General features: G+C 68.6%; 17 protein-coding genes. 9 read left to right on the forward strand and 8 right to left on the reverse strand.

The window, feature by feature from the left end; all coding sequences use genetic code 11:
- Window positions 1-44 precede the first annotated feature (44 nt).
- Window positions 45-647, forward strand: a complete 603-nt coding sequence (locus DB31_RS41720; RefSeq protein WP_044198858.1) for a putative ABC transporter permease — start codon at window positions 45-47, stop codon at window positions 645-647.
- 159 nt (window positions 648-806) lie between these two features.
- On the forward strand, window positions 807-1,841 hold the full coding sequence (locus tag DB31_RS41725; protein WP_044198859.1) for a rod shape-determining protein: 1,035 nt from the start codon (window positions 807-809) through the stop codon (window positions 1,839-1,841).
- Window positions 1,842-1,847: 6 nt separating this feature from the next.
- On the opposite strand, the gene DB31_RS41730 is transcribed toward DB31_RS41725, so the two are convergent.
- Window positions 1,848-4,130 (reverse strand): tetratricopeptide repeat protein, encoded by a 2,283-nt coding sequence (locus DB31_RS41730; protein WP_044198861.1) that lies wholly within the window; start codon window positions 4,128-4,130, stop codon window positions 1,848-1,850.
- Window positions 4,131-4,261: 131 nt separating this feature from the next.
- Here DB31_RS41730 and DB31_RS41735 point away from each other — a divergent pair, with 131 nt between their 5' ends.
- Entirely contained in the window at window positions 4,262-4,729 is a 468-nt protein-coding gene (locus DB31_RS41735; RefSeq protein WP_052420666.1) for a tetratricopeptide repeat protein, read from the forward strand.
- A gap of 101 nt (window positions 4,730-4,830) precedes the next feature.
- On the opposite strand, the gene DB31_RS51060 is transcribed toward DB31_RS41735, so the two are convergent.
- From DB31_RS51060 to DB31_RS41750, 3 genes are read right to left on the reverse strand one after another with little or no spacing between them, the layout of a single operon-like run.
- Complete coding sequence (locus DB31_RS51060; RefSeq protein ID WP_240487228.1) at window positions 4,831-5,676, reverse strand: c-type cytochrome; 846 nt, start codon at window positions 5,674-5,676, stop codon at window positions 4,831-4,833.
- A gap of 12 nt (window positions 5,677-5,688) precedes the next feature.
- Window positions 5,689-6,813, reverse strand: a complete 1,125-nt coding sequence (locus tag DB31_RS41745; RefSeq protein ID WP_044198862.1) for a metallophosphoesterase family protein — start codon at window positions 6,811-6,813, stop codon at window positions 5,689-5,691.
- Window positions 6,814-6,815: 2 nt separating this feature from the next.
- Complete coding sequence (locus tag DB31_RS41750) at window positions 6,816-8,132, reverse strand: cytochrome-c peroxidase (protein ID WP_044198863.1); 1,317 nt, start codon at window positions 8,130-8,132, stop codon at window positions 6,816-6,818.
- A gap of 215 nt (window positions 8,133-8,347) precedes the next feature.
- Here DB31_RS41750 and DB31_RS41755 point away from each other — a divergent pair, with 215 nt between their 5' ends.
- Window positions 8,348-8,569, forward strand: a complete 222-nt coding sequence (locus DB31_RS41755; RefSeq protein ID WP_044198865.1) for a DUF2171 domain-containing protein — start codon at window positions 8,348-8,350, stop codon at window positions 8,567-8,569.
- 15 nt (window positions 8,570-8,584) lie between these two features.
- Here DB31_RS41755 and DB31_RS41760 read toward each other — a convergent pair whose 3' ends face one another.
- The 3 genes from DB31_RS41760 to DB31_RS41770 are packed head-to-tail and all read right to left on the reverse strand — an operon-like array spanning window position 8,585 to window position 12,322.
- Complete coding sequence (locus DB31_RS41760) at window positions 8,585-9,955, reverse strand: DUF2156 domain-containing protein (protein WP_044198866.1); 1,371 nt, start codon at window positions 9,953-9,955, stop codon at window positions 8,585-8,587.
- A gap of 8 nt (window positions 9,956-9,963) precedes the next feature.
- Window positions 9,964-11,850 (reverse strand): chloride channel protein, encoded by a 1,887-nt coding sequence (locus tag DB31_RS41765; RefSeq protein ID WP_044198868.1) that lies wholly within the window; start codon window positions 11,848-11,850, stop codon window positions 9,964-9,966.
- Complete coding sequence (locus tag DB31_RS41770) at window positions 11,837-12,322, reverse strand: MarR family winged helix-turn-helix transcriptional regulator (RefSeq protein ID WP_044198869.1); 486 nt, start codon at window positions 12,320-12,322, stop codon at window positions 11,837-11,839. Before DB31_RS41770 ends, DB31_RS41765 begins: the two co-directional genes overlap by 14 nt.
- A gap of 329 nt (window positions 12,323-12,651) precedes the next feature.
- Between DB31_RS41770 and DB31_RS41775 the strand changes: the two genes are divergently transcribed.
- The 5 genes from DB31_RS41775 to DB31_RS41795 all read left to right on the forward strand — a co-directional run bounded on the left by DB31_RS41775 (window position 12,652) and on the right by DB31_RS41795 (window position 18,723).
- Window positions 12,652-13,356 (forward strand): hypothetical protein, encoded by a 705-nt coding sequence (locus tag DB31_RS41775; protein ID WP_240487230.1) that lies wholly within the window; start codon window positions 12,652-12,654, stop codon window positions 13,354-13,356.
- Window positions 13,357-13,364: 8 nt separating this feature from the next.
- The gene (locus tag DB31_RS41780) at window positions 13,365-13,934 is read left to right on the forward strand and encodes a hypothetical protein (protein ID WP_044198870.1); all 570 of its coding nucleotides are present in this window, start codon (window positions 13,365-13,367) and stop codon (window positions 13,932-13,934) included.
- 33 nt (window positions 13,935-13,967) lie between these two features.
- Complete coding sequence (locus tag DB31_RS41785) at window positions 13,968-14,750, forward strand: hypothetical protein (protein WP_044198871.1); 783 nt, start codon at window positions 13,968-13,970, stop codon at window positions 14,748-14,750.
- Between the two features lie 122 nt (window positions 14,751-14,872).
- Window positions 14,873-17,431 carry a M1 family metallopeptidase gene (locus DB31_RS41790; protein ID WP_044198872.1) on the forward strand — a complete coding sequence of 853 codons (2,559 nt, stop codon included), beginning with the start codon at window positions 14,873-14,875 and terminating at the stop codon, window positions 17,429-17,431.
- Window positions 17,432-17,628: 197 nt separating this feature from the next.
- Window positions 17,629-18,723 (forward strand): glycerophosphodiester phosphodiesterase, encoded by a 1,095-nt coding sequence (locus tag DB31_RS41795; RefSeq protein ID WP_240487232.1) that lies wholly within the window; start codon window positions 17,629-17,631, stop codon window positions 18,721-18,723.
- Window positions 18,724-18,775: 52 nt separating this feature from the next.
- Here the strand turns inward: DB31_RS41795 and DB31_RS41800 are convergent, their stop codons facing one another.
- Entirely contained in the window at window positions 18,776-19,378 is a 603-nt protein-coding gene (locus DB31_RS41800; RefSeq protein ID WP_044198874.1) for a 2-hydroxychromene-2-carboxylate isomerase, read from the reverse strand.
- Window positions 19,379-19,381: the final 3 nt, after the last annotated feature.

The raw sequence follows: 19,381 nt of genomic DNA on the forward strand, positions 1-19,381 counted from the left end.
GGGACAGGACTGCCTGCCGGGCGGGTGATTCTTAGCTTCTGAGCGTGCTACCGAGATTCCTTCTCTACGGCTGTGCGGGCTGGGTGCTCGAGGTGTGCTTCACGGGGACGAGCGCGGCGATCTTCCAGAAGGACTCGCACGGTACGGCAAAGACGTACCTGTGGATGCACCCCATCTATGGGGCCACGGCCCTGGGGCTCGAGTTCCTGCATGACCGGCTGCGCTTCCTGCCCCGGCCCCTGCGGGCGCTTGCCTACACGGCTGTCATCTTCGGGGCCGAGTACGCCACCGGCTGGATGCTGCGCCGGGCGCTTGGCCGCTGTCCTTGGGACTACACAAAGTACGGGTGGAACGTGAAGGGGCTCGTCCGCTTGGACTACTTCCCGTTCTGGTACGGGGCGGCCCTGGCCTTCGAGCCTGCGCGTGAGGCGTTCCTGCGGGTCACCAGCGAGGCCCTGCGGCAAACGCCCGAGTTCCGGCACGCCGTGGAGGACGGTGACGTCCTCCCTCCCGCCCACGAGCGGCGGGTGGAGGTGGAGGCGGGCGCCGTGGGAACCACCTTCCAGGGGGCCCTGGCAGCCGACAAGGCCGAGGAGCCCGAGGAGCTCACCCTGGGGGCGGAGGCCCTGCCATCGCCGGTAGGCTGAAAAGCTCTGCCCTGGCTGACTGCTCGCCAGTCCACGCCTTTTCAGAAGACGTGGCTTTTCTTCCCGCACCGCTCAACGCGTAGTAGTACCTTCGCTGGTAGCGGCATTTGATTCACATTGGGGAAATTCAGCAGGACTCCCGAAAGTTTCCGCCCCCGTATGTTCGACTGGCTCCACACCCTCTTCTCGCGTGACCTGGCAATCGACCTCGGCACGGCGAATACGCTCATCTACATCCGCGGCCAGGGCATCGTGTCCAACGAGCCCTCCGTGGTGGCCGTGCAGCAGGATGCGCGAGGCGGCAAGAAGGTCCTTGCCGTGGGCAAGGAGGCCAAAGAGATGCTCGGCCGCACGCCGGGCAACATCGTGGCCATCCGTCCCATGAAGGACGGTGTCATCGCGGACTTCGAAATCACCGCGGCGATGCTGCGCTACTTCATCCAGAGCGCGCACAACCGGCGCACGCTGGTCAACCCGCGCATCATCATCGGCATCCCCTCCGGCATCACCGAGGTGGAGCGCCGGGCCGTGCGCGAGGCCGCCGCCAACGCTGGCGCCCGTGAGGTCTACCTCATCGAGCAGCCCATGGCGGCCGCGATTGGCGCGGGCCTCCCGGTGACGGAGCCCAGCGGCAACATGATCGTCGACATCGGCGGCGGCACCTCGGACGTGGCCGTCATCAGCCTGGCCGGCATCGTGTTCGCCAAGAGCGTGCGCATCGGCGGCGACAAGCTGGACGAGGCGATCATCCAGTACGTGAAGCGCAAGTACAACCTGCTCATCGGTGAGCGGACGGCCGAGGCCATCAAGATGGGCATCGGCACCGCGTACCCGACGGACGAGGTCATGACCATGGAGATCAAGGGTCGCGATCTGGTGGCGGGTGTGCCGCGCACGCTGACGGTGAGCAGCGACGAAGTGCGCGACGCGCTGGCCGAGCCGGTGAACGGCATCGTCGAGGCGGTGAAGCTGACACTGGAGCGCACGCCGCCGGAGCTGGCTGGTGACATCGCCGACCGCGGCATCGTGCTGGCCGGTGGCGGCGCGCTGCTGAAGAACCTGGACACGCTGCTGCGCGAGGAGACGGGCCTGCCGGTGTTCCTGGCGGAGGATCCGCTCTCGGCGGTGGTGATTGGCGCGGGCAAGGCGCTGGAGTCCCTGGACATCCTGCGCCAGGTGACGCAGCCGGGCTGAGTTCCCCTACCGCCAGGTCGCGGGCCAGGGCCGGGGGATGCGCGCCCCGGTCCGCTCCGGTGCGGGCGTGGGCGGAGGTCCCTCCGGAGGCGGCAGCCCGCTGCCTCGGATGTGCCAGATGATGAGCGGAGCATGGTGCCTGGGCGGATGCTCCCGGAACTCGTACTTCGGATCCCGCCACATCGTGGGCTCCGGGTCCTTGATGCCGAACGCCTGACGCGCCATGCCGCCGAGGCCATCGGCCCAGCGCGCATAGGATTGATCCACCAGCCGGTTCTGTTCGAAGGCCCGGGCGTGGATCAGGTACGCGGCGGCCTGGAGCCCTGGAGGCAGCAGGAAGAACTCGGGCCGCACCGCTCCCGAGCTCACATAGGCCAGCAGGGGCGCGCGGGCAGCCAGGAGCGTCAGGCTGGTACCGAAGACGCGGCTTGCGGCCTCCTTCTCGCCTCGGCGTGAGAGCTCCAGAGCCAGCAGGGTGGCAGTCTCCGGGTCCAGGCGGCGCAGCACGGTGTCCTCGGTTTGAGGAGCCCGCTTCACCGCGGACTCGAAGTCCTTGATGACGGCGCGGGTGAGCGTCAGGGCCTCGCGGGCCACGGGATCGGCTACGCCGTTCAGCTCCTTGTCCGAGACGCTGCTGTCGCCCGTGAGGAGCGCAAAAGCCACGAGGTGCTCGGGCGAGTTCGCGAAGGCGGGAGGAATCAGGTCTCTCGCGACGTACTGCGTGCGGCCGGGCCCCGCAATGCGGGCGAGCCGGCCCGCGAGCACCGCCAGCTCCCACGAAGCGTGGCGTGGCTCGTTGTGAAATTTCTTCACGGCCACGGAGGCGGCACGGACCTCATCCGCGGCAATCAAGACCCGCACGCGCAGCTCCAGGTCCTCCAGGGACTCGGGGGCCTTGGCCAAGGCCGCTTCGAGCAGCTTGAGCGCCTCGCTGGGATAGCCGTCCGCGAGGTGAATCCGGGCGAGGGCGCGCATCGCCTCGGGAGCCTCGGGGAAGCGCTCCAGCACGCGGGCGTAGGCGTCGCGCACTTGCTCCGGCGGCGCGGCGCGGGCCGCCAGGAGCGCCTTGCCCACGGAGTCCGGATCAGCCTTGGCCAGCGGCTCGTAGAGCTTGAACGCCACGGAGCGCTCGTCCAGGGCGATGAGCACGTCCTGCGCGAGCTGGCCGACAGCGAGATCCTCCGGGAAGGCCTGGGGCAGCTCACGGGCGAACCAGAGCGCCTCCCGCGCCTGGTCCTGCACCAGAATGCGGGCGGCCTCCCGGCCCGCCTCGATTTGCGAGGGATCGGCCAGGAAGACGGCCTTGGCCAGCGCGGCGGCGGTGGACGGATGTCCCCAGTTGAGCTCGTCGCGAACCCGCGTCTCCCAGCCCCCCTTCAGGGCCAGCCCTGCGTCGGACGGGAGGCTGTAGACGCGATCCGGCAGCGAGGCCTGAGTCGAGGGCTCTGGCTGGCGATTCCAGCTCAGCGAGGCCGCTCCCAGGACGTTGTAGATCGTCCGCTGGTTCGACTCGACCTCGAGCGTCTCGAAGGGCCTGGCCGCGCCCGGCCACCGCGCCGTCACGAGGTACGGCTCCCCCAAGCCATACGTCTGATGCTGGAAGATCTGCCCGGGCTCGACCGTGAGGTGCTCTCCATCCAGGCTCACCTCGATGGGCCGGGAGAAGCCATTGGTGATGTGCACCTCGCGCACGGCAAAGGGCGCCAGGGCGGCGCCGGCCGAAGCCAGCATCAGTGCGCCCAGGGCGAGGTAGCTGACCCGCCGCGTAGCGAGAGAGGACGAACCGACGGCCACGCGCCCCAGCACCTGGAGCTGCCCATCCCGCCCCCGCTGCAGGAGGTGCTCTCCGAGCGGCCAGAGCGGCACACCGAGGAGACGGATGGCGCGCGTGGCGATGAACTGCGTCTGCTGTGCCTCCGGCGCGGGCAACCCGACCCACTGAATGCCGGTGCCCAGGAAGCCGGCGATGTGGGGAGGGCTCTCAGCCACCGTGAAGAGGCTGCGGTTGCCGAGGATCTCCTGGAGGGTGCCACGAAGAGGGCCTGAAGGCTCACGGGCGAGGCGGGCTGAGAGCGCACCGTGCACGGCCAGAGCGTCGCCTCGGGCCAGGGCCTGTGCGAGCGCGTCATCCGGCAGGAGCGAGACGAGGACGGGAGCGCGTTCCGTGAAGCCGCTCGGATCCGACTCGGGTGGTAGGACAGTGAGGGGAGCCTGCTCTGGCAGAGAGGCGAACGCCTGCGCCTGCTCCGCGGATCCGGGGGAAACCGGCTGGGTGGACTCCTTCAACATGGCGCCATTGAACACGGAAGAGGAGGGAGGCGCGCAAGGGGGGGGGATGTGCGAAGCTCGGGCTCGAGATGACGCGTCGAGGCAGAGAGCGAGCAGGAAGCGCCGCGCGCGCGCGGACCGCGAGCAAGCGCGTGGCGGAGAATCCTTTCTCCGAGGCCACTCGCCTGATGGCGCGAGGCCGCATCAAAGCGGCCTTCCACCGCTTCTTCGAGGCGGCGAAAGCGGGAGACTCCCGGGCACAGCTGAACGTGGGCTACCTCTACGACACGGGCCATGGAGTGGCGCGGTCCCGCACCAGTGCTCTGGCGTGGTACCGGAAGGCGGTGCGTGGAGGCGAGGCGGCGGCGGCGAACAACATCGGCACCGTCTACCGGGACGAGGGCCGGCTGCGGCTGGCGGTCCGGTGGTTCGAGAAGTCCGCCGCGATGGGAGACAAGGACGCGCTGCTCGAGGTGGCCCGGCTCTATGCGGGACCGCTGGAGGAGCCCGTGCAGGCCCGGAAGGTGCTCGCGCGGGTCCGCGACTCCAAGCGCGCGAGCGCGGGCAGCCGCAAAGAGGCAGCACAGTTGTTGCGCAAGCTCGAGCAGCGCCAGCGCTGACGCCGGCCTCTGCCCCCCTCACAGACCTGTTCGGAAAGGTCGGGACTTTTCAAAACCCCCGACCTTTTCGAACAGGCGTCACCGGTCCCTCGCGCAGGGCATCAGTGCTTGCCGAACTCCAGCTTGGCGCCCTTGCGCTTGGCGTAGATGAACGCCTCCATGGCCTTCATCTTCGGGTCATCGTCCGCCAGCGGCTTGCCGCGCACCGGGTTCTCGATGCACCAGTTGATCATGTCTCGCAGCAGCGCCACGCGCCCCAGCTGGACCTGATACTTCGGGTACGTCTCCGGGTGCGTGTTTGCCGCGTCCGGATGGCACATGTCGCACGACACCGCGATGGTGCCGCCCAGCGCTTCCGCGTCGTGGAAGATGCGGTTGCCCTCCTCCACGAACGCTTGGGTGGACGCGGCCCAGATGCGCTCATCGCGCTCGCTGAACGCGCCGTACGTGTGGCCCGTCTGCAGGCTGACGCCCTTCTGCGCGGCGACATCCGAGGCCCCCGAGGCTGCCGTCGCTCCCTCTGTCTTCGTCGAGCCGCCCGCCGCAGGCTTCTGCGGCGTGGGCGGCAGCGCCGGTGGGCTGCGAGGCCCCTGTGGCTTGGGGCTCGGCGGAGGCTGGGGCGCCTGCGCGATGGCCGAGCCGGGCAGTGGCACGTCGTCCCAGTTCGCGCTCGGGTTCTTGCGGCGCCACTCTTCCATCAGCGCGCCCGTCACCTGCAGCGCCTGTTCGCGTGACATCCGCTCGCCCTCTTTCACGCCCTTCACCTCCAGGGAGGTCTCGCCATCACACATGCCGACGACGAGGTTGCCCTCCTTCGAGGTGGGGACTTTGTGCTGAGGCAAGGGCTCGGCCTTCAAGGTGGAGCCGGGGGGAGTGGCCAGCGCGGTGCCCCCGGCGATGGACAGCAGCGCGGTGAGACCTGTGAGGAGCTTCGTTCGCAGCGTCATGTCGGCGCCTCGCTAGTAGCTGGGGAGCTTGGTACGGGGGGGCGCATCCTTCTGCCCGTTGGACGCGAGGTAGCTCGCGCGCACGGTGATGGGGTTGCGCTCCCACAGGTTGTAGAGTGCGTTGACGAGCCCGGCCTCGAGCACGTCCACACGCCCATCGCCGCAGCCGTCGAACTGGCTGAACGGATCCGGACGATTCATCTGGGTCGTGAGGCTGGGCAGCCCCTCGGGCGCGTACGGCCAGGGCCACGCGGTGGACAGCATCCCATGGAAGTAGATGTTGCCGATGCGGTTGGTGAGCAACTGGTGCGTGTGGCCGTGGATGACCGTCACCTTGTCGAACGGCTTGAGGAGGGCCTGCACCTCGTCCGCGTCGTCCGTCCAGAAGTTCCACGGCCGGTAGTACTTGTAGAGCGGCGAGTGGCTGAAGACGATGACCGGCGTCTTCTTGTCCACCTTGGCCAGGTCCTTCTGGAGCCACGCGCGCTGCTCGGCGCCGACCTCGAAGCGGGACTGGATGCCATTGTCCAGGCCGGCGACGATCTTCATGCGCTCCATGGGCGTGAGTCCCCGCTCCGTCCAGAAGTCCTTCTCCAGGATGGAGTTGAGCACCACGAAGTGGACGCCCTTGTGATCGAACGCGTACGTGGGAGCGCCGAACAGCTCGCGCCACTGCTCGCCCATGTCGAGGAACCAGTCGTGCTCCCCGACCATCATCTTCACCGGCGCCTTGACCGACTTGAGGATCTGCGCCCCCAGCTTCAGCTCCACCGCCTGCCCAAGCTGCGCCAGGTCACCACCGAACAGCACGAAGTCCGGCTGCGGGTTGAGCGCGTTCACGTCATCCACGGCCTTGAGGATGGAGCGAACGAACCGGTCATTGAGCTTCTGGTCGTACAGGTGCGTGTCGGAGATATAGGCGAAGGTGAACTTCGGCTGCTCCGGGTTGCCCTGGGCCTCGGCCACCTGGATGAGCTGATAGCTCACCGGCGGCAGCAGCCCCATGCCCGCGGCGATGCCCGCGGACATGCTCGCCACCCGCAGGAAGGCGCGGCGGTCCAGGCGCTTGAGCCCGTCGAAGAACTCCTGGCGCTCCTCGTAGTACTTCGTCTCGACGCTCTTGAACTTGTTGGACATGGCTAGGGCTTCCCTTCCTTCTTCGGCTCGCTCTTGACCGACGTCTCCGCGCCGTACACGCCCATCTCCGCCGGGTTCTTCTTGTCGAGGTCCGGGTTGGGCGCGATGTCCCCCAGGTTGCCCTTCTTCCCCATGGCCACCGCGGTGTCGCGCTCGGGGCGCTTGTTCTTCAGCCCGCGCTGCCGGGCCAGTTCCTGCTGGTTGAACTTGTCGAAGCGCGTGTCCGTGAGGGTGTAGAGGAACGCCACCAGATCGTCGATCTCCGGCTCGGTGAGCCCCAGCCGCTGCATGCCTCCATCCAGGTACGGGTTCTGAACGCCGCCCTTGTTGTAGTGGTCCATCACGTCCCACAGCGAGTTCAGCGAGCCATCGTGCATGTACGGGCCGGTGATGCCGATGTTGCGCAGCGTGGGCGTCTTGAAGGCCCCCACATCGTTCTCCTGCTTCGTCACCAGGAAGCGGCCCAGCTCGCTGAACTTCGTCTGCAGCGCCAGCTCGTCGATCTGCTTCTCGTCGCCGGTGCGCACCACCTTGAGCCCCTCGAGCGCGAGCTGCACGAAGTCCTGCTTGTGCGCGGCGATGCCGATGTTGTGGAACTTCTGATCCGAGAAGAGCGGCGAGACGATATTCGCCGCGTGGCATTCCGTGCACCGGCCTTTGCCGTTGAAGAGCGCCCACCCCCGCTTCTCCGAGGCGTTGAAGGCCTTCTCGTCCCCGTGGATGAACGCGTCGAAGCGAGCGCTGCCGGAGAACTGGGTGCGCTCGAAGGCGGCGATGGCCGCGGCCAGGTCGTCGTAGTTCACCTCCCGTCCGAAGACCTTCTGGAACTCGGCGGCGTACTCGGGAATGGCGCGGACCTTGGTCACCACCGCCTCGGGCGAGGGCATGCCCATCTCGATGGGATTGAGGATGGGCAGCTTGGCCTGATCCTCCAGCGTGGCGGCGCGCCCATCCCAGAACTGGGAGGCGTTGAACATGGCGTTGAGCACCGTGGGGCTGTTGCGCATGCCCTTCTGGTCCTTGATGCCCACCGAGCGATCCTTGCCGTCCACGAAGCCCTTCTTGGGTTCATGGCAGGTAGAGCAGGACACGGTGTTGTCCACCGACAGCCGCTGGTCGTTGAAGAGCTTCTCGCCGAGCAGCACCTTGTCCGGCGTGGGCTCGGCGCCCGGGGGGACAGAGACCTTCCACAGGACTGGAGAGACTCCTGGCGGCAGCTTCGGAGGTGGGGCCGAAGCCTTGGGCGGCTCGGCCGCGTGGCTGACTCCAGCGGCTACCAGGAAGGCGAGCATCCAGGCGTTGGACGATCTGTGACCCATAGGCACTTCTCCCCTCCGGCCTCGGGAGCCGCTCACGGCGAAGGCCATGGCGCCCCGTGCCCTGAACAGCGCGCAGGCAACCACCCGCCCGAATGACTTGCCATGGATCACCCGGGCCCCTGTTCACTCCGCATCAAGTCCCCCGTTCACAAAAGAGCGGTGTGTCCGGAACGGGCCCCTGTGTTCCCCAAGAGAGAAGGAATGAGGAGGAAGCGATGATTGATCCGGGCGAGCTCCACGAAGGGATGACGGTTCGAGACGCGCAAGGCCACAAGCTCGGCACAGTGGCCAACCTGGGCGCCACACACCTGGAGCTCGAGCAGGGCTGGCCAGCCCGGCGGGATTACGCAGTGAGCCTCCACCTCGTCGAGCGCATCGAGGGACAGGACATCATCCTGCACGCACCTTCCGCCGCGCCGCTCCCGCCCGAGGAGTGAGGCTTTGCTCCGGACTCAGGTGTGGAACGGCGGAGGATGACGCCACGCCCACGCCAGCAAGCAAGCTGCCGTGGCAGGCGCCAGGATGGCCGCAGCGATGACGGCCCCATCGAGCAGTCCGCTCGCCCGAGGCATGTTGTAAGCCACGGCCTGCCAGGTTGTCAGACAGGCATCCACGGCGATGACTCCGGCAAGCAACCCCGCGAGCCATGAGCGCCAGCGGCGCAGCAGCACGAAGAGCGCGGCGGTGAGCCCCACGTCGAAGATGATCCAGGCCCACTGGATGGCGTGCGAGGGGAAGCGGTGGGTGTTCGCGGGCAGGGCGAGCAACAGCGTCCAGGGAATGAGCAGGAGCGCCAGCAGGCGGACGAGCAGGTCCGCGCGGCGCATCAGCGTGATGAAGCCGAAGCGGATGAAGCTTCCCCGAGCGAAGGCACGCAGGGCATCGAACACGGGCCACACGCGGCTGGTGCTGGAAGGCCAGGCCAGGTGGATGGGGTCCCAGGCATGGGGCCGCAGCTTCGCCTTGAAGGCGCGCAGGCCCTCGAAGTCGAAGAGCGCCGCACCCCAGGTCCTCGCCACGCGCAGCCAGGGCCCCACCTCTCCGGCGAGCGGCGCCAGCCCGAGCGTCACGTAGCCCCTCCCCTCCTCCACGGCGGCGCGCATGGCCGCGTCCACCATCAGCTCCGTGGAGCCGTTGGGGGCCTGAGGGTCCCGGATGATGTGCTGGAGCAGCCACCCCTGGCGCGCGAAGACGGGAGCCGCCGAGAGGAAGGACACCACCTCGCCGTTCAGCTCTCCTACGAAGGCGCGGCGCTCCTCGGCGAAGGCGTACGGGGACATCTGTACCAAAAAGCCCATGGGTGCCATCCGCCGCGAGGAGAGCCAGCGTGACAGCAGCCGATCCACTGCGCGCCGCGTGGGGTGCTCCGGATGGCTCAGTTCCTCATGGCTGATGCGGCGCACGGTGACGCCCCGGGCCCGCGCACGCCGGAGCTGCTCGCGAAGGCTGCGGCTGGAGCGCACCGTCTCCTCCCAGCGGAGCGGATCCCATGTCGGCTGCTCGCCGATGGGCATCATCTCCACCGGAACCACCGTGGCGAAGCGCTGCTCCGTGGCGAAGAAGCAGACGCGCCGGCCCTCGGCCTGGGCCGCTGCCTCGAAGCGCGCAACCACCTCCGCGAGGCGCTCGGGCGAGGCGATGGGCGCGCCCGCGGCCACCCACGCCCCACCCGTGTCCACGTAGGCGGCACAGGCCTCTCCGTCCGCGTCGAACCAGTAGCGAAAGCCGGGCTCCAGCACCTGGAAGGAGGTGGCATTCCAGCCGTACCGCTTGAGGAGCTGGAGGACTCGCGCGGTGTCACTCGAGGAGGAGGGCTCGGCCATGGCACGGCTCAGGCAGGATGAGGAACACGGGGACCGGGAGGCGTCCTCGCTCCACCGATACCCTGCTCCTGCCGGAGCGCGTCGTCCAGCCGCCGCTGGTGTGCCGCGAGCAGATCACTCCGCGTGACGATGCCTACCACCCGGGCCGGCGCGTCACGGCGCACCACGGGCAGCCGCCCCACGCCCTCGTGGACCATGTGGTCCGCCGCCTCGCGCAGGGAGCAGTCCTCGAAGACGACGGCTGCGGGGCGCCGGATCACCTCGCGCAGGCGCCGCCCGGCAGGCTCCGTCCCATCCAGCAAGTCCCTCCGGGTGACGACGCCCACCAGCTGGCCGGCCGCGTCCACCACGGGGAAGCCCTGGTGGCTGGTACCCTCGACCCCGGAGGCCAGCCACGCTCGCACCTTCTCCAGCGTCTCCTCCGCCGCGAGCGTCGCCACCGGCCGCAACCCGAAGTCCCTCACGAGCGCATGAGCCAGTGCGTCCACGCCATACTCGGTGGGCACGCGGGCCCCTCTGCGTGCGATCTTCTCCGTCATGATGGAGTGGCGCATGAGGAGCGTGGACACGAGGTACGCCGCCGTGCACCCGCCCAGCAGTGGCAGCAGCCCCAGCGGCTGGCGCGTGGTCTCGAACGCGAACACGACAGAGGCCAGCAGCGCGCGCGAGGCCCCCGCGAAGATGGCCGCCATGCCCACCAGCGCCGCGATGCGGATGTCCACGCCCAGCCCTGGCGCCAGCCACACGAGCAGGGCGCCCAGCCCCGAGCCGATACCTCCTCCGATGGTGAACAGCGGCGCCAGCGTCCCGCCTGAGGTGCCGCTGCCGAGCGCGATGGACCAGGAGAGGAACTTCATCAGGCAGAAGAAGAGCATCGCCGTGCCGACAAACTGGCCGCCGATGATGTCCTCGATGTTGGTGTAGCCCACGCCCAGGGTTCGCGGCGAGAAGTAGCCCACCACTCCCACCACCAGGCCCCCAAGCGCTGGCCACCACATCCAGTGGAGCGGGAGCTTCTCGAAGGCATCCTCGATGGCGTACACGGCGCGGGTGCAGAACACGGAGGCCAGGCCCACGATGCCGCCCAGGAGGATGTAGCAGGCGAGCGCGGCTCCTCCCGGCTGGACGAGATCGGGCATGCCGAAGGCCGGCGCTCCACCCACGAAGGCGATGCGCACGCCCGTCGCAGTGGCGGTGGCCAGCGCCACCGGGATGACGGAGCGCGGGCGGTACTCGAACAGCAACAACTCCACCGCGAGCAGCACCGCGGAGACGGGCGCGCCGAAAGTGGCCGCCATGCCCGCCGCCGCACCGGCCGCGAGCAGCGCCTTGCGCTCATTGGCCGTCACCTTCAAGAGCTGCCCCACGAACGAGCCGAGCGCTCCCCCCGTGGCGATGATAGGCCCCTCGGCACCAAAGGGCCCTCCCGTACCGATGGCGATCGCCGACGACAGCGGTTTGAGGAACGTCACCCGGGGAGGAATGCGGCTCTGGTTGAAGAGGACCTGCTCCATGGCCTCGGGGATGCCGTGGCCGCGGATGGCCCGGGAGCCATAACGCGCCATCACCCCCACCACGAGCGCCCCCAACACGGGGATGACGATGACCCACGCGCCCAGCGTGTGGTCCGCTGGGGAGACCGGAGCCGCAGAGAAGCGGCCAAAGAAGGCCAGGTTCGTGAAGAGGTGGATCAGCCGCGTGAGCAGCTGGGCCACGAAGCCCGCCGCGACGGCCAGGAGGATGGCCACACCGCTGATGAACACGACGCGGCGATCCACGGGCTCCAGGACCGTGGGGGCGCGCACGCTCTGCAGGGCTGGCCCCATCGAAGGCGCGACGGGGAGCACCTCGTGGGAGACGCCCTCACCCACCTCGGAGATCTCAGGTTTCTTCATGGCTCTTTCTCCGCGTCCGGCGTGGAAGCGAGGATGTCTCGTCCTCGAAGAAGAGGGCGGGGGCCTGCGTGTCGGCGCCAATCTCCCGCACCAGCGCTGCGAGCCCTTGCGCCAGGATGCTCCGCTCGGAGGCCTCCATCCGGCCCAGCCCAGCGATGAGGTGGGCCTGGGCCATGGGCGGAGCCCGGCGCAGGAGCGTGCGTCCGTTGGGACTGAGCGCCACCTCGGCGCGGCGTGCATCGGTCTCGGAGGCCCGGCGGGTGACGAGCCCCCGCTCGATGAGCCGGCTCACGACGACGGAGACCGAGCTCTGGTGCGTGAGAGTCCGCTCGGCCAGCTCACCGATGGAGCATGCGCCCGCGTCCGCGAGCTGCTGCATCACGAAGAGCTGGGCGCCGCTGATGCCCACCAGCCGCTCGGAGGCACGGGCGGACACACGCAGCATTCGCACGATGCGCCGGATGGAGTCCATCACGGCCCGGGTGTCCTCCAGCGCCTCTCGTGGCTGCGCTCCGGAAGAGCGCTCCTGGCGTCTGCGAGGTTTTGCATGGGAGCCCATATAATTCTCCGGGCCGAAAGTACGAGCCTGCCCCGTCCTTCGCAAGTGCGGCCTGGCAGGGAGCCTCTCGCCCTCCCGCTCCAAACGTTGGAGGAGCAAGCAGGACTGGAGCGAGCCATGAGTCCGCCTCACCCCACCTACCTGCTGCCACGTGGCTGACACTCAGAGGGCACAAGTCGATCCAGCGCGTCCGTGTTGCGGCAATAGAGGGCAACCCTCTCACGCCTCAGGAGCGAGCCGTTGTGAACCTTCGACTCCTTCTTCTTCCGTCTCTCCTCCTCCTCTTCTGTCTCTCCTCCCCCGCGCTCGCACAGTCCGAGGACTCCCCACCTTCTGGGAACGGACGGCTGCTCACCACGGACGCCGCCACCGTCATCGCCCACCCGGTGATTGGCCTGCAGCGCTCGGCGCTTCCGCTGGTGGGAGGGCTCGTGCTGGACACCTCGCTCATCGCGGACGTGATGCTGGCGCCGAACCTGGGCCTGCGCTGGGCGATGGAGGCCGGCCCGCACCGCTTCGTGGCCGGCGCGCGCTACACGCACTTCGTCGGTGCATCCGTCTATTCCTCGGCCGTCACGGGACGGGAGCCCGCCCTCGACAGCTTCGAGCCCACGCTGTCGGGCCCCACCGTTTATGGCGCCTATGGCCTGGCGCTCGGGCCCCTGACTGTCCAGGGCGAGGCGCGCTATGCGCACTACGAGTCGGACTATCTCGCGGTGACGGGTGCGGCGGCCTTCCACCTCACCCAGACGCTCCAGCTCATCGCGGAGGCGGGTGTGCGCCTGAAGGGAGGCTCCAAGCTGCGGGCCGCCGCGGGCGTGCGCTACGGCGGTGAGCACCTGGGCGTGGCCCTGGGTGCCGCATACGTGGACATTGATGAGCCGGCCTTCCCTGGCGGCGGGCTCGCTGTGGCGCCCGTGCTCGATCTCTCCTGGACCTTCCGATGAGGCCCCCCATGATTCGCGCGCTCTTTCCCTGTGTGCTGCTGCTCACCGCGTGCTCGGCCGAGGTGGCTGTCACCACCGAGCCCTTCGACCAGAGCGTCCAGGTCACCTCGCTGCTGGAGCCCGTCTACGCCGAGGTCGCCATCGACGTGCCCAATGAGGCGGTGGGCGACGTCATCCTCCGGGAGATCTCCGCGAGCCTGACGGTGGTGAACCCGACGCGGACGCTGACCCTGGAGGCGGGCGCCCGGCTGGCGCTGAACGGCAAGGCCGAGCCAGGCACACCCCTGTTCTACACGAACAACAACCTGCCCTCGTATTTCAGCGCCGCCTCCGTGCTGCTGACCACGCAGGCCTTCGCTCCCGGCGAGCGCAAGCCCTTCACCATCACGGATCCGGTGCTCGTGCAGGCGGTGGGCAAGAAGCGCATCTGGCTCATCGTCAACAACACGGTGAAGCGACTGGGCATTGGCACGGACACGCTGCCGGTCAACATCGTCCTGGAGGACATCACCTTCCATGCCGTGGTGACCAAGCCCTTCCCCGGGGTGGGCGGCGCCCTGGAGGTCGGAGGGCTCTGAATCCGGGCACGGGGTCGGGTACGCTGGGGCCCCGTGTTCACGCTCACGCTCCTGCTCCTGACCGCTGCCCCTGACGCGCCCCTGCGCGCCGCTCCCGCCGCGCTGCTCTCCCAGTCCTCCACCGAGGACGCGAAGAGCATGCGGGAGCGCGCTCGCAAGCTTGCGGAAGAACTCCGATACGAGGAGGCCGTGGTGGAGTACCAGCGCTACCTGGCCCTGCCGGATCGGCCCGCCACTGAGCGTGCCCAGGCCCTGCTGGAGCTGGGCTACATCCACCTGCAGCTGGAAGACGCCACCACCGCCGAGCTGCGCATCACCGAGGCGCTCGAGCAGGATGCCTGGGTCCGTCCCCCGGCCGGAGCCCCGCCCAAGCAGGTGGAGCTGCTGGAGCGGGTGCGCGCGCAGCTCGCGGCCCGGCCGAAGCTGGAGGTGCTCCCGCGCGAGGGCTCCGCCGACCCGCGGCTCGTGCGTGCCTCCTTGAAGGACCCTCAGGGCAAGACGAGCCAGGTGCTGCTGCGCCACGCCCCCGTCCCGGATGGCCCCTACCGCGCCGCGCGGATGACCTGCGAAGGGGACACGTGCGCGGGAGAGCTGCCCACGCCCGGAAACTCCAGGAACTTCACGGCCTGGTACTTCCTGGAGGCGCTGGATGCCCAGGGCAACACGCTGGCCCGGGCCGCTACCCCCAAAGCCCCCTTGCAGCTCTCCGTCATCGAGCAGCGCGCCTGGTACGAGAGCCCCTGGGTGTACGCGGGCGGTGCGGCGGTGCTGATTGGCGCCGCGGCCGTCTTCTTCGTCGCCGCGGATCCAGGCTGAGCGACCCCCTCTCCCAGAGGGTCCACCGTTAGACAGGTGCATGCCCGGAGGTGCACTCCCTCACCAATCCCTCACCAATCTTTGTGAGCCCACGTCACCTCGGGGGTAGATTCCCCGCCCCTATGGCTCACCTGACCGAAGACAAGAACTTCCGCCTTCCTCGGACTGTCCTTCCCCGCCGCTACCTCTCGACGGTGACGCTCAACCTGGATGAGCACACCTTCTCCGGCTCGCAGACCATCGAGCTGGAGGTGACGGGGGCCACCGACGAGCTCATCCTCCACGGCATCGCGCTGCAGCTCGGCAAGGTGACGTTCCGTGCTGGCTCTTCGCAGCTCACCCCCACCTCCATCCAGCCGGCGCAACAGAGCGAGACGCTGGTGCTGCGCTTCGACAAGCCACTGCCCACGGGGACCGCCTCGCTGGATGTGGAGTGGACGGGCCGCTTCACCGAGGGCCTGCGCGGCCTCTATCTGGCGGGCAAGGTCGCCGCCACGCAGTTCGAGGCCGCTGACGCCCGGCGCCTCTTCCCCTGCTTCGATGAGCCCTCCTTCAAGGCGCGCTGGGCCATCACGGTGCGCATTCCCCCGACGCCGGGCCTGGTGGCGCTCTCCAACGGCGCCATCGTCTCGGACACCACCGAGGGCACCCTGCGCACGGTGAAGTTCCAGGAGATGGACGTGCTGAGCTCCTATCTCATCGCCCTGGTGGTGGGCCCGCTGGTAGGTACGGCGGAGGAGAAGGTGAATGGCGTGCCCGTGCGCACGTGGGCCCTGCCGGAGAAGGCGCACCTGGCGCGCTTCGGCCAGGACGCGGCGCTGGCGGCACTGCCCCGGCTCCAGGATTACTTCGGCCTGCCGTATGCCTACGGCAAGGTGGATCAGGTCGGCATCCCGGACTTCGAGGCAGGCGCCATGGAGAACGCGGGCCTCATCACCTACCGCGAGGTGGCGCTGCTGCTCGACCCCGCCAGCGCGCCGCTGTCCGTGCAGAAGCGGGTGGCCGAGGTGGTGACGCACGAGCTGGCGCACCAGTGGTTCGGCAACTGGGTGACGATGGTGTGGTGGGACGACCTGTGGCTCAACGAGGCGTTCGCCACGTGGATGGCGTTCAAGATCGTCGATGCGTGGCGGCCGGACTGGCGCGTGTGGCTGGACTTCGACTCAGGCAAGGCGGCGGCGCTGCACCTGGATGCGCTCAAGTCCACGCACCCCATCCGCGGCGAGGTGCGCAACGCCAGCGAGGCCGGCGAGAGCTTCGACCTCATCACCTATGAGAAGGGCGGCGCGGTGCTGCGGATGATCGAGGGCTTCCTCGGAGAGGGCCCGTTCCGCGAGGGCATCCGCCAGTACATGCGCACCCACGCGCGTGGCAACGCGGTGGCGGACGACCTGTGGGGGGCGCTCGGCGCGGCCTCCTCGCAGCCGGTGGTGGAGCTGGCCAACGCGTGGATCGGCCAGAGTGGCTACCCGCTGCTGTCGGTGAAGCAGGACGGGCGCAAGCTGACACTGAGCCAGCGGCGGTTCTACACGGAGCCGGGGGTGAGCAGCGGCGAGCGTTGGCCCGTGCCAGTGGTGCTGCGCTTCGCGGACAGCGGTGGCGTGCGAGAGCACCGCTTCCTGCTGCGCGACGAGCAAGCCACGGTGACGCTGGAGGGCAGCGGCGAGGTGAAGTGGCTGTTCGCCAACGCGGGCTCCACCGGCTTCTACCGCGTGGCCTACGACGGGCCGATGCTGGAGAAGCTGGCCGCGAACCTCTCGGCGCTGGCGCCCGCCGAGCGCATCTCGCTGCTGGCGGACCGCTGGGCGCTGGTGCGATCCGGGCAGTCCTCCGCGGCGGACTTCCTGGAGCTGGCCAGCCGCTTCGGTGGCGAGGAGGACGACGCCGTCCTCGAGGAGCTGGTGGGCCGCCTGAGCTACGTGGAGTCGCGGCTGGTGGACGGCGAGGACCAGGAGCGCTTCCGCCGCTGGGTGGAGAAGCTGCTGGGTCCGGCCCTGACAAAGCTGGGCTGGGAGTCGGCCGCGGGCGAGTCGGACCGGGTGAAGCTGCGGCGCGCGGCGCTGGTGCGCGCGGTGGGTGTGCTCGCGCGCGGCGGCCAGGCGCTCGCTGACGCGCGGCCGCGGATCACGAAGGTGCTGGCGGGAGACAAGACGGCGCTGGAGCCGAACCTGCTGGACAGCGCGGTGCACATGGTGGCGCGAGCGGGAGACGCGGCGCTGTTCGACACGCTCCTGGAGAAGCTGAAGACGGATCCAGACCCGGCCACGCAGCGCCGGTACCTGTCGGCGCTGGCCTCGTTCGAGAACCCGGCGCTGGCGCAGCGGGGCCAGGACCTGTTCTTCACGGAGACGGTGAAGATGCAGGACGTGACCATCTACCTCGGCTCGCTGCTGGGCAACCGGACGGGCCGCGACGCGTGGTGGAAGGTGATCCAGGAGCGCTGGAAGGACGTGGTCGCCCGCACCGGCGGAGCTCCCATGCTGCTGCGGCGCGTCGTGGAAGCCCTGGGTGCGCTGCGCACTCGCCAGCAGCTCGAGGAGACGAAGGCCCTGCTGCAGGTGCACCCCGTCAATGAGGCCCATCAAGCCATGGCGCAGACGCTGGAGCGGCTGAGCCAGGATGTCGCACTGCGTGAGAGGACCGGGGCGGACGTCGTCGCCTGGCTCAAGCGCCAGCCTTGATGCGCTGGGTCGAGAGGGACTGCGGTCCCTCTCACCGGAGCGTCACTTGACGCAGTCTTTCCACCTGCGTCAGCGTGCGGCCCCCGTTGATGCCGTGTCACATCTCCCGTGACACGGACGTCACGAACAAGGAGCCTCACTTGCACCCCCACACCTCCCCTCGTTCGCCTCGCTCTTCCCTGCGAAGCCTTCTCCGCTTGTCCGTCGCGCTGCCGCTGCTGGCTGGCAGCGCCCTCTCGCTCACCGGCTGCAGCGATGAGGAGCTGCCCAAGCTGCTGGTGATCGGCCACCGCGGTGCGAGCGCGCTGCGTCCGGAGCACACGCTGGCGTCCTACCGCAAGGCGGTCGAGGACGGGGCGGACGTCATCGAGCCGGACGTGGTGTCCACCAAGGACGGCGTGCTCGTGGCTCGCCATGAGAACGAGATCGGCGGCACCACGAACGTCTCCACGATCGCCAAGTTCGAGAGCTACAAGAAGACGAAGACCATCGACGGCGTGCAGATCACCGGCTGGTTCACCGAGGACTTCACCCTGGCCGAGCTCAAGGAGCTGCGCGCCCGTGAGCGCATCCCGGACATCCGCCCGGGCAACATGCAGTACAACGATCAGTTCGAGATCCCCACGCTCACCGAGGTCATCGAGCTGGCCAAGGAGCTGTCCGACTCCACCGGGCGCACCATCCACATCACCCCGGAGACCAAGCACCCCACCTACTTCCAGTCCATCAACCTGCCGCTGGAGGACAAGCTGGTGGAGACGCTGAAGGCGAACGACTTCACCAAGAACAAGGCCTACGTCTTCATCCAGTCCTTCGAGACCACGAACCTCAAGGCCCTGCGGCAGAAGATCGGCACCTCGCAGGAGAAGTGGAAGCTGATGCAGCTGATCGACTCGGCGGAGAAGGCGCCCTATGACCTCGTGGCCGCCGGTGACACGCGCAAGTACGGGGACCTGCTGACCCAGGCGAGCATCAAGGAGATCGCCAAGTACGCGGACGGCGTCTCTCCCTACAAGCTGAACCTCATCAACGTGGACAGCGCGGGCGCATTCCAGACTCCGACCGACGTCATCCGCTTCGCGCACGAGGAGGGGCTGCTCGTGCACTCGTGGACCTTCCGTCCCGAGAACAACTTCCTGCCCGCGCCGCTCAAATCGAACAGCACGGCCTCCACGCGCAACGAGGCGGGCTCCGTCACGGAGATCCAGGAGTACCTCAAGGCCGGCCTCGATGGCGTCTTCACCGATGACCCCGCCGTGGGCCGCAAGGCGGTGGATACGTTCAAGCCCTGATCAGAGGAAACGACAGGCTCCCCCTTCCGAACATGCGGGGAGCCTGTGCTGGCTATCGCGGGCCCATCAGGAACTCCAACGCGTCCTCCATTCGATCCTGGCCGAAGAACAGCTCGCCCTTCACGATGAAGTTGGGCGCGCCGAAGATGCCGAGCTGCGAAGCGCGCGTGGTCTGCTCCCGCAGGCGCAGCTTGTTCTCCGGTGACTCCGCCCGCTCGAGCACCGCGGGCGCATCCGCTCCCACCTGGGTGAGCGCCTCCTCCATGACAGCCCGTGCGGAGATGTCCTGATCCCAGGCGAAGTTCGCGGAGAAAACCGCTCGCACGAAGGCCGGTCCCCAGGGCTCTTCGGCCCCCGCGAGGGCCACCCGCGCCGCAAGCACGCTGTTGCGCGGAAACACGGTGGGCTTGCGCCACGGCAGCCCGTGCTTCGCGCACAGCCGCTCGAGGTCCCTCCACATGTAGCGGCCGCGCACCGGGTTCACGTTGAAGGGCGAGTCCTTGATGCCCTGCTGCTCGGTAAAAATCGGCCCTAATAGGAACGGCCGCCAGAGCACCCGTGCACCTACCTTGCCTGCCACAGCCTCGACGCGCAGCGCCGCTACGTAAGAGTACGTACTTGCGAAATCAAACCAGAACTCGACCTCGCCACTCATGCG

This window comes from Hyalangium minutum, assembly GCF_000737315.1.
Lineage (GTDB): Bacteria > Myxococcota > Myxococcia > Myxococcales > Myxococcaceae > Hyalangium > Hyalangium minutum.

What these genes read in the sequence shown, in the direction of transcription:
- DB31_RS41725 (WP_044198859.1), top strand. Translation starts at nt 807, where the DNA reads ATGTTCGACTGGCTCCACACCCTCTTCTCGCGTGACCTGGCAATCGAC.
- DB31_RS41730 (WP_044198861.1), bottom strand. Translation starts at nt 4,130, where the DNA reads ATGTTGAAGGAGTCCACCCAGCCGGTTTCCCCCGGATCCGCGGAGCAG.
- DB31_RS51060 (WP_240487228.1), bottom strand. Translation starts at nt 5,676, where the DNA reads ATGACGCTGCGAACGAAGCTCCTCACAGGTCTCACCGCGCTGCTGTCC.
- DB31_RS41745 (WP_044198862.1), bottom strand. Translation starts at nt 6,813, where the DNA reads ATGTCCAACAAGTTCAAGAGCGTCGAGACGAAGTACTACGAGGAGCGC.
- DB31_RS41750 (WP_044198863.1), bottom strand. Translation starts at nt 8,132, where the DNA reads ATGGGTCACAGATCGTCCAACGCCTGGATGCTCGCCTTCCTGGTAGCC.
- DB31_RS41755 (WP_044198865.1), top strand. Translation starts at nt 8,348, where the DNA reads ATGATTGATCCGGGCGAGCTCCACGAAGGGATGACGGTTCGAGACGCG.
- DB31_RS41760 (WP_044198866.1), bottom strand. Translation starts at nt 9,955, where the DNA reads ATGGCCGAGCCCTCCTCCTCGAGTGACACCGCGCGAGTCCTCCAGCTC.
- DB31_RS41765 (WP_044198868.1), bottom strand. Translation starts at nt 11,850, where the DNA reads ATGAAGAAACCTGAGATCTCCGAGGTGGGTGAGGGCGTCTCCCACGAG.
- DB31_RS41770 (WP_044198869.1), bottom strand. Translation starts at nt 12,322, where the DNA reads ATGGACTCCATCCGGCGCATCGTGCGAATGCTGCGTGTGTCCGCCCGT.
- DB31_RS41780 (WP_044198870.1), top strand. Translation starts at nt 13,365, where the DNA reads ATGATTCGCGCGCTCTTTCCCTGTGTGCTGCTGCTCACCGCGTGCTCG.
- DB31_RS41790 (WP_044198872.1), top strand. Translation starts at nt 14,873, where the DNA reads ATGGCTCACCTGACCGAAGACAAGAACTTCCGCCTTCCTCGGACTGTC.
- DB31_RS41800 (WP_044198874.1), bottom strand. Translation starts at nt 19,378, where the DNA reads ATGAGTGGCGAGGTCGAGTTCTGGTTTGATTTCGCAAGTACGTACTCT.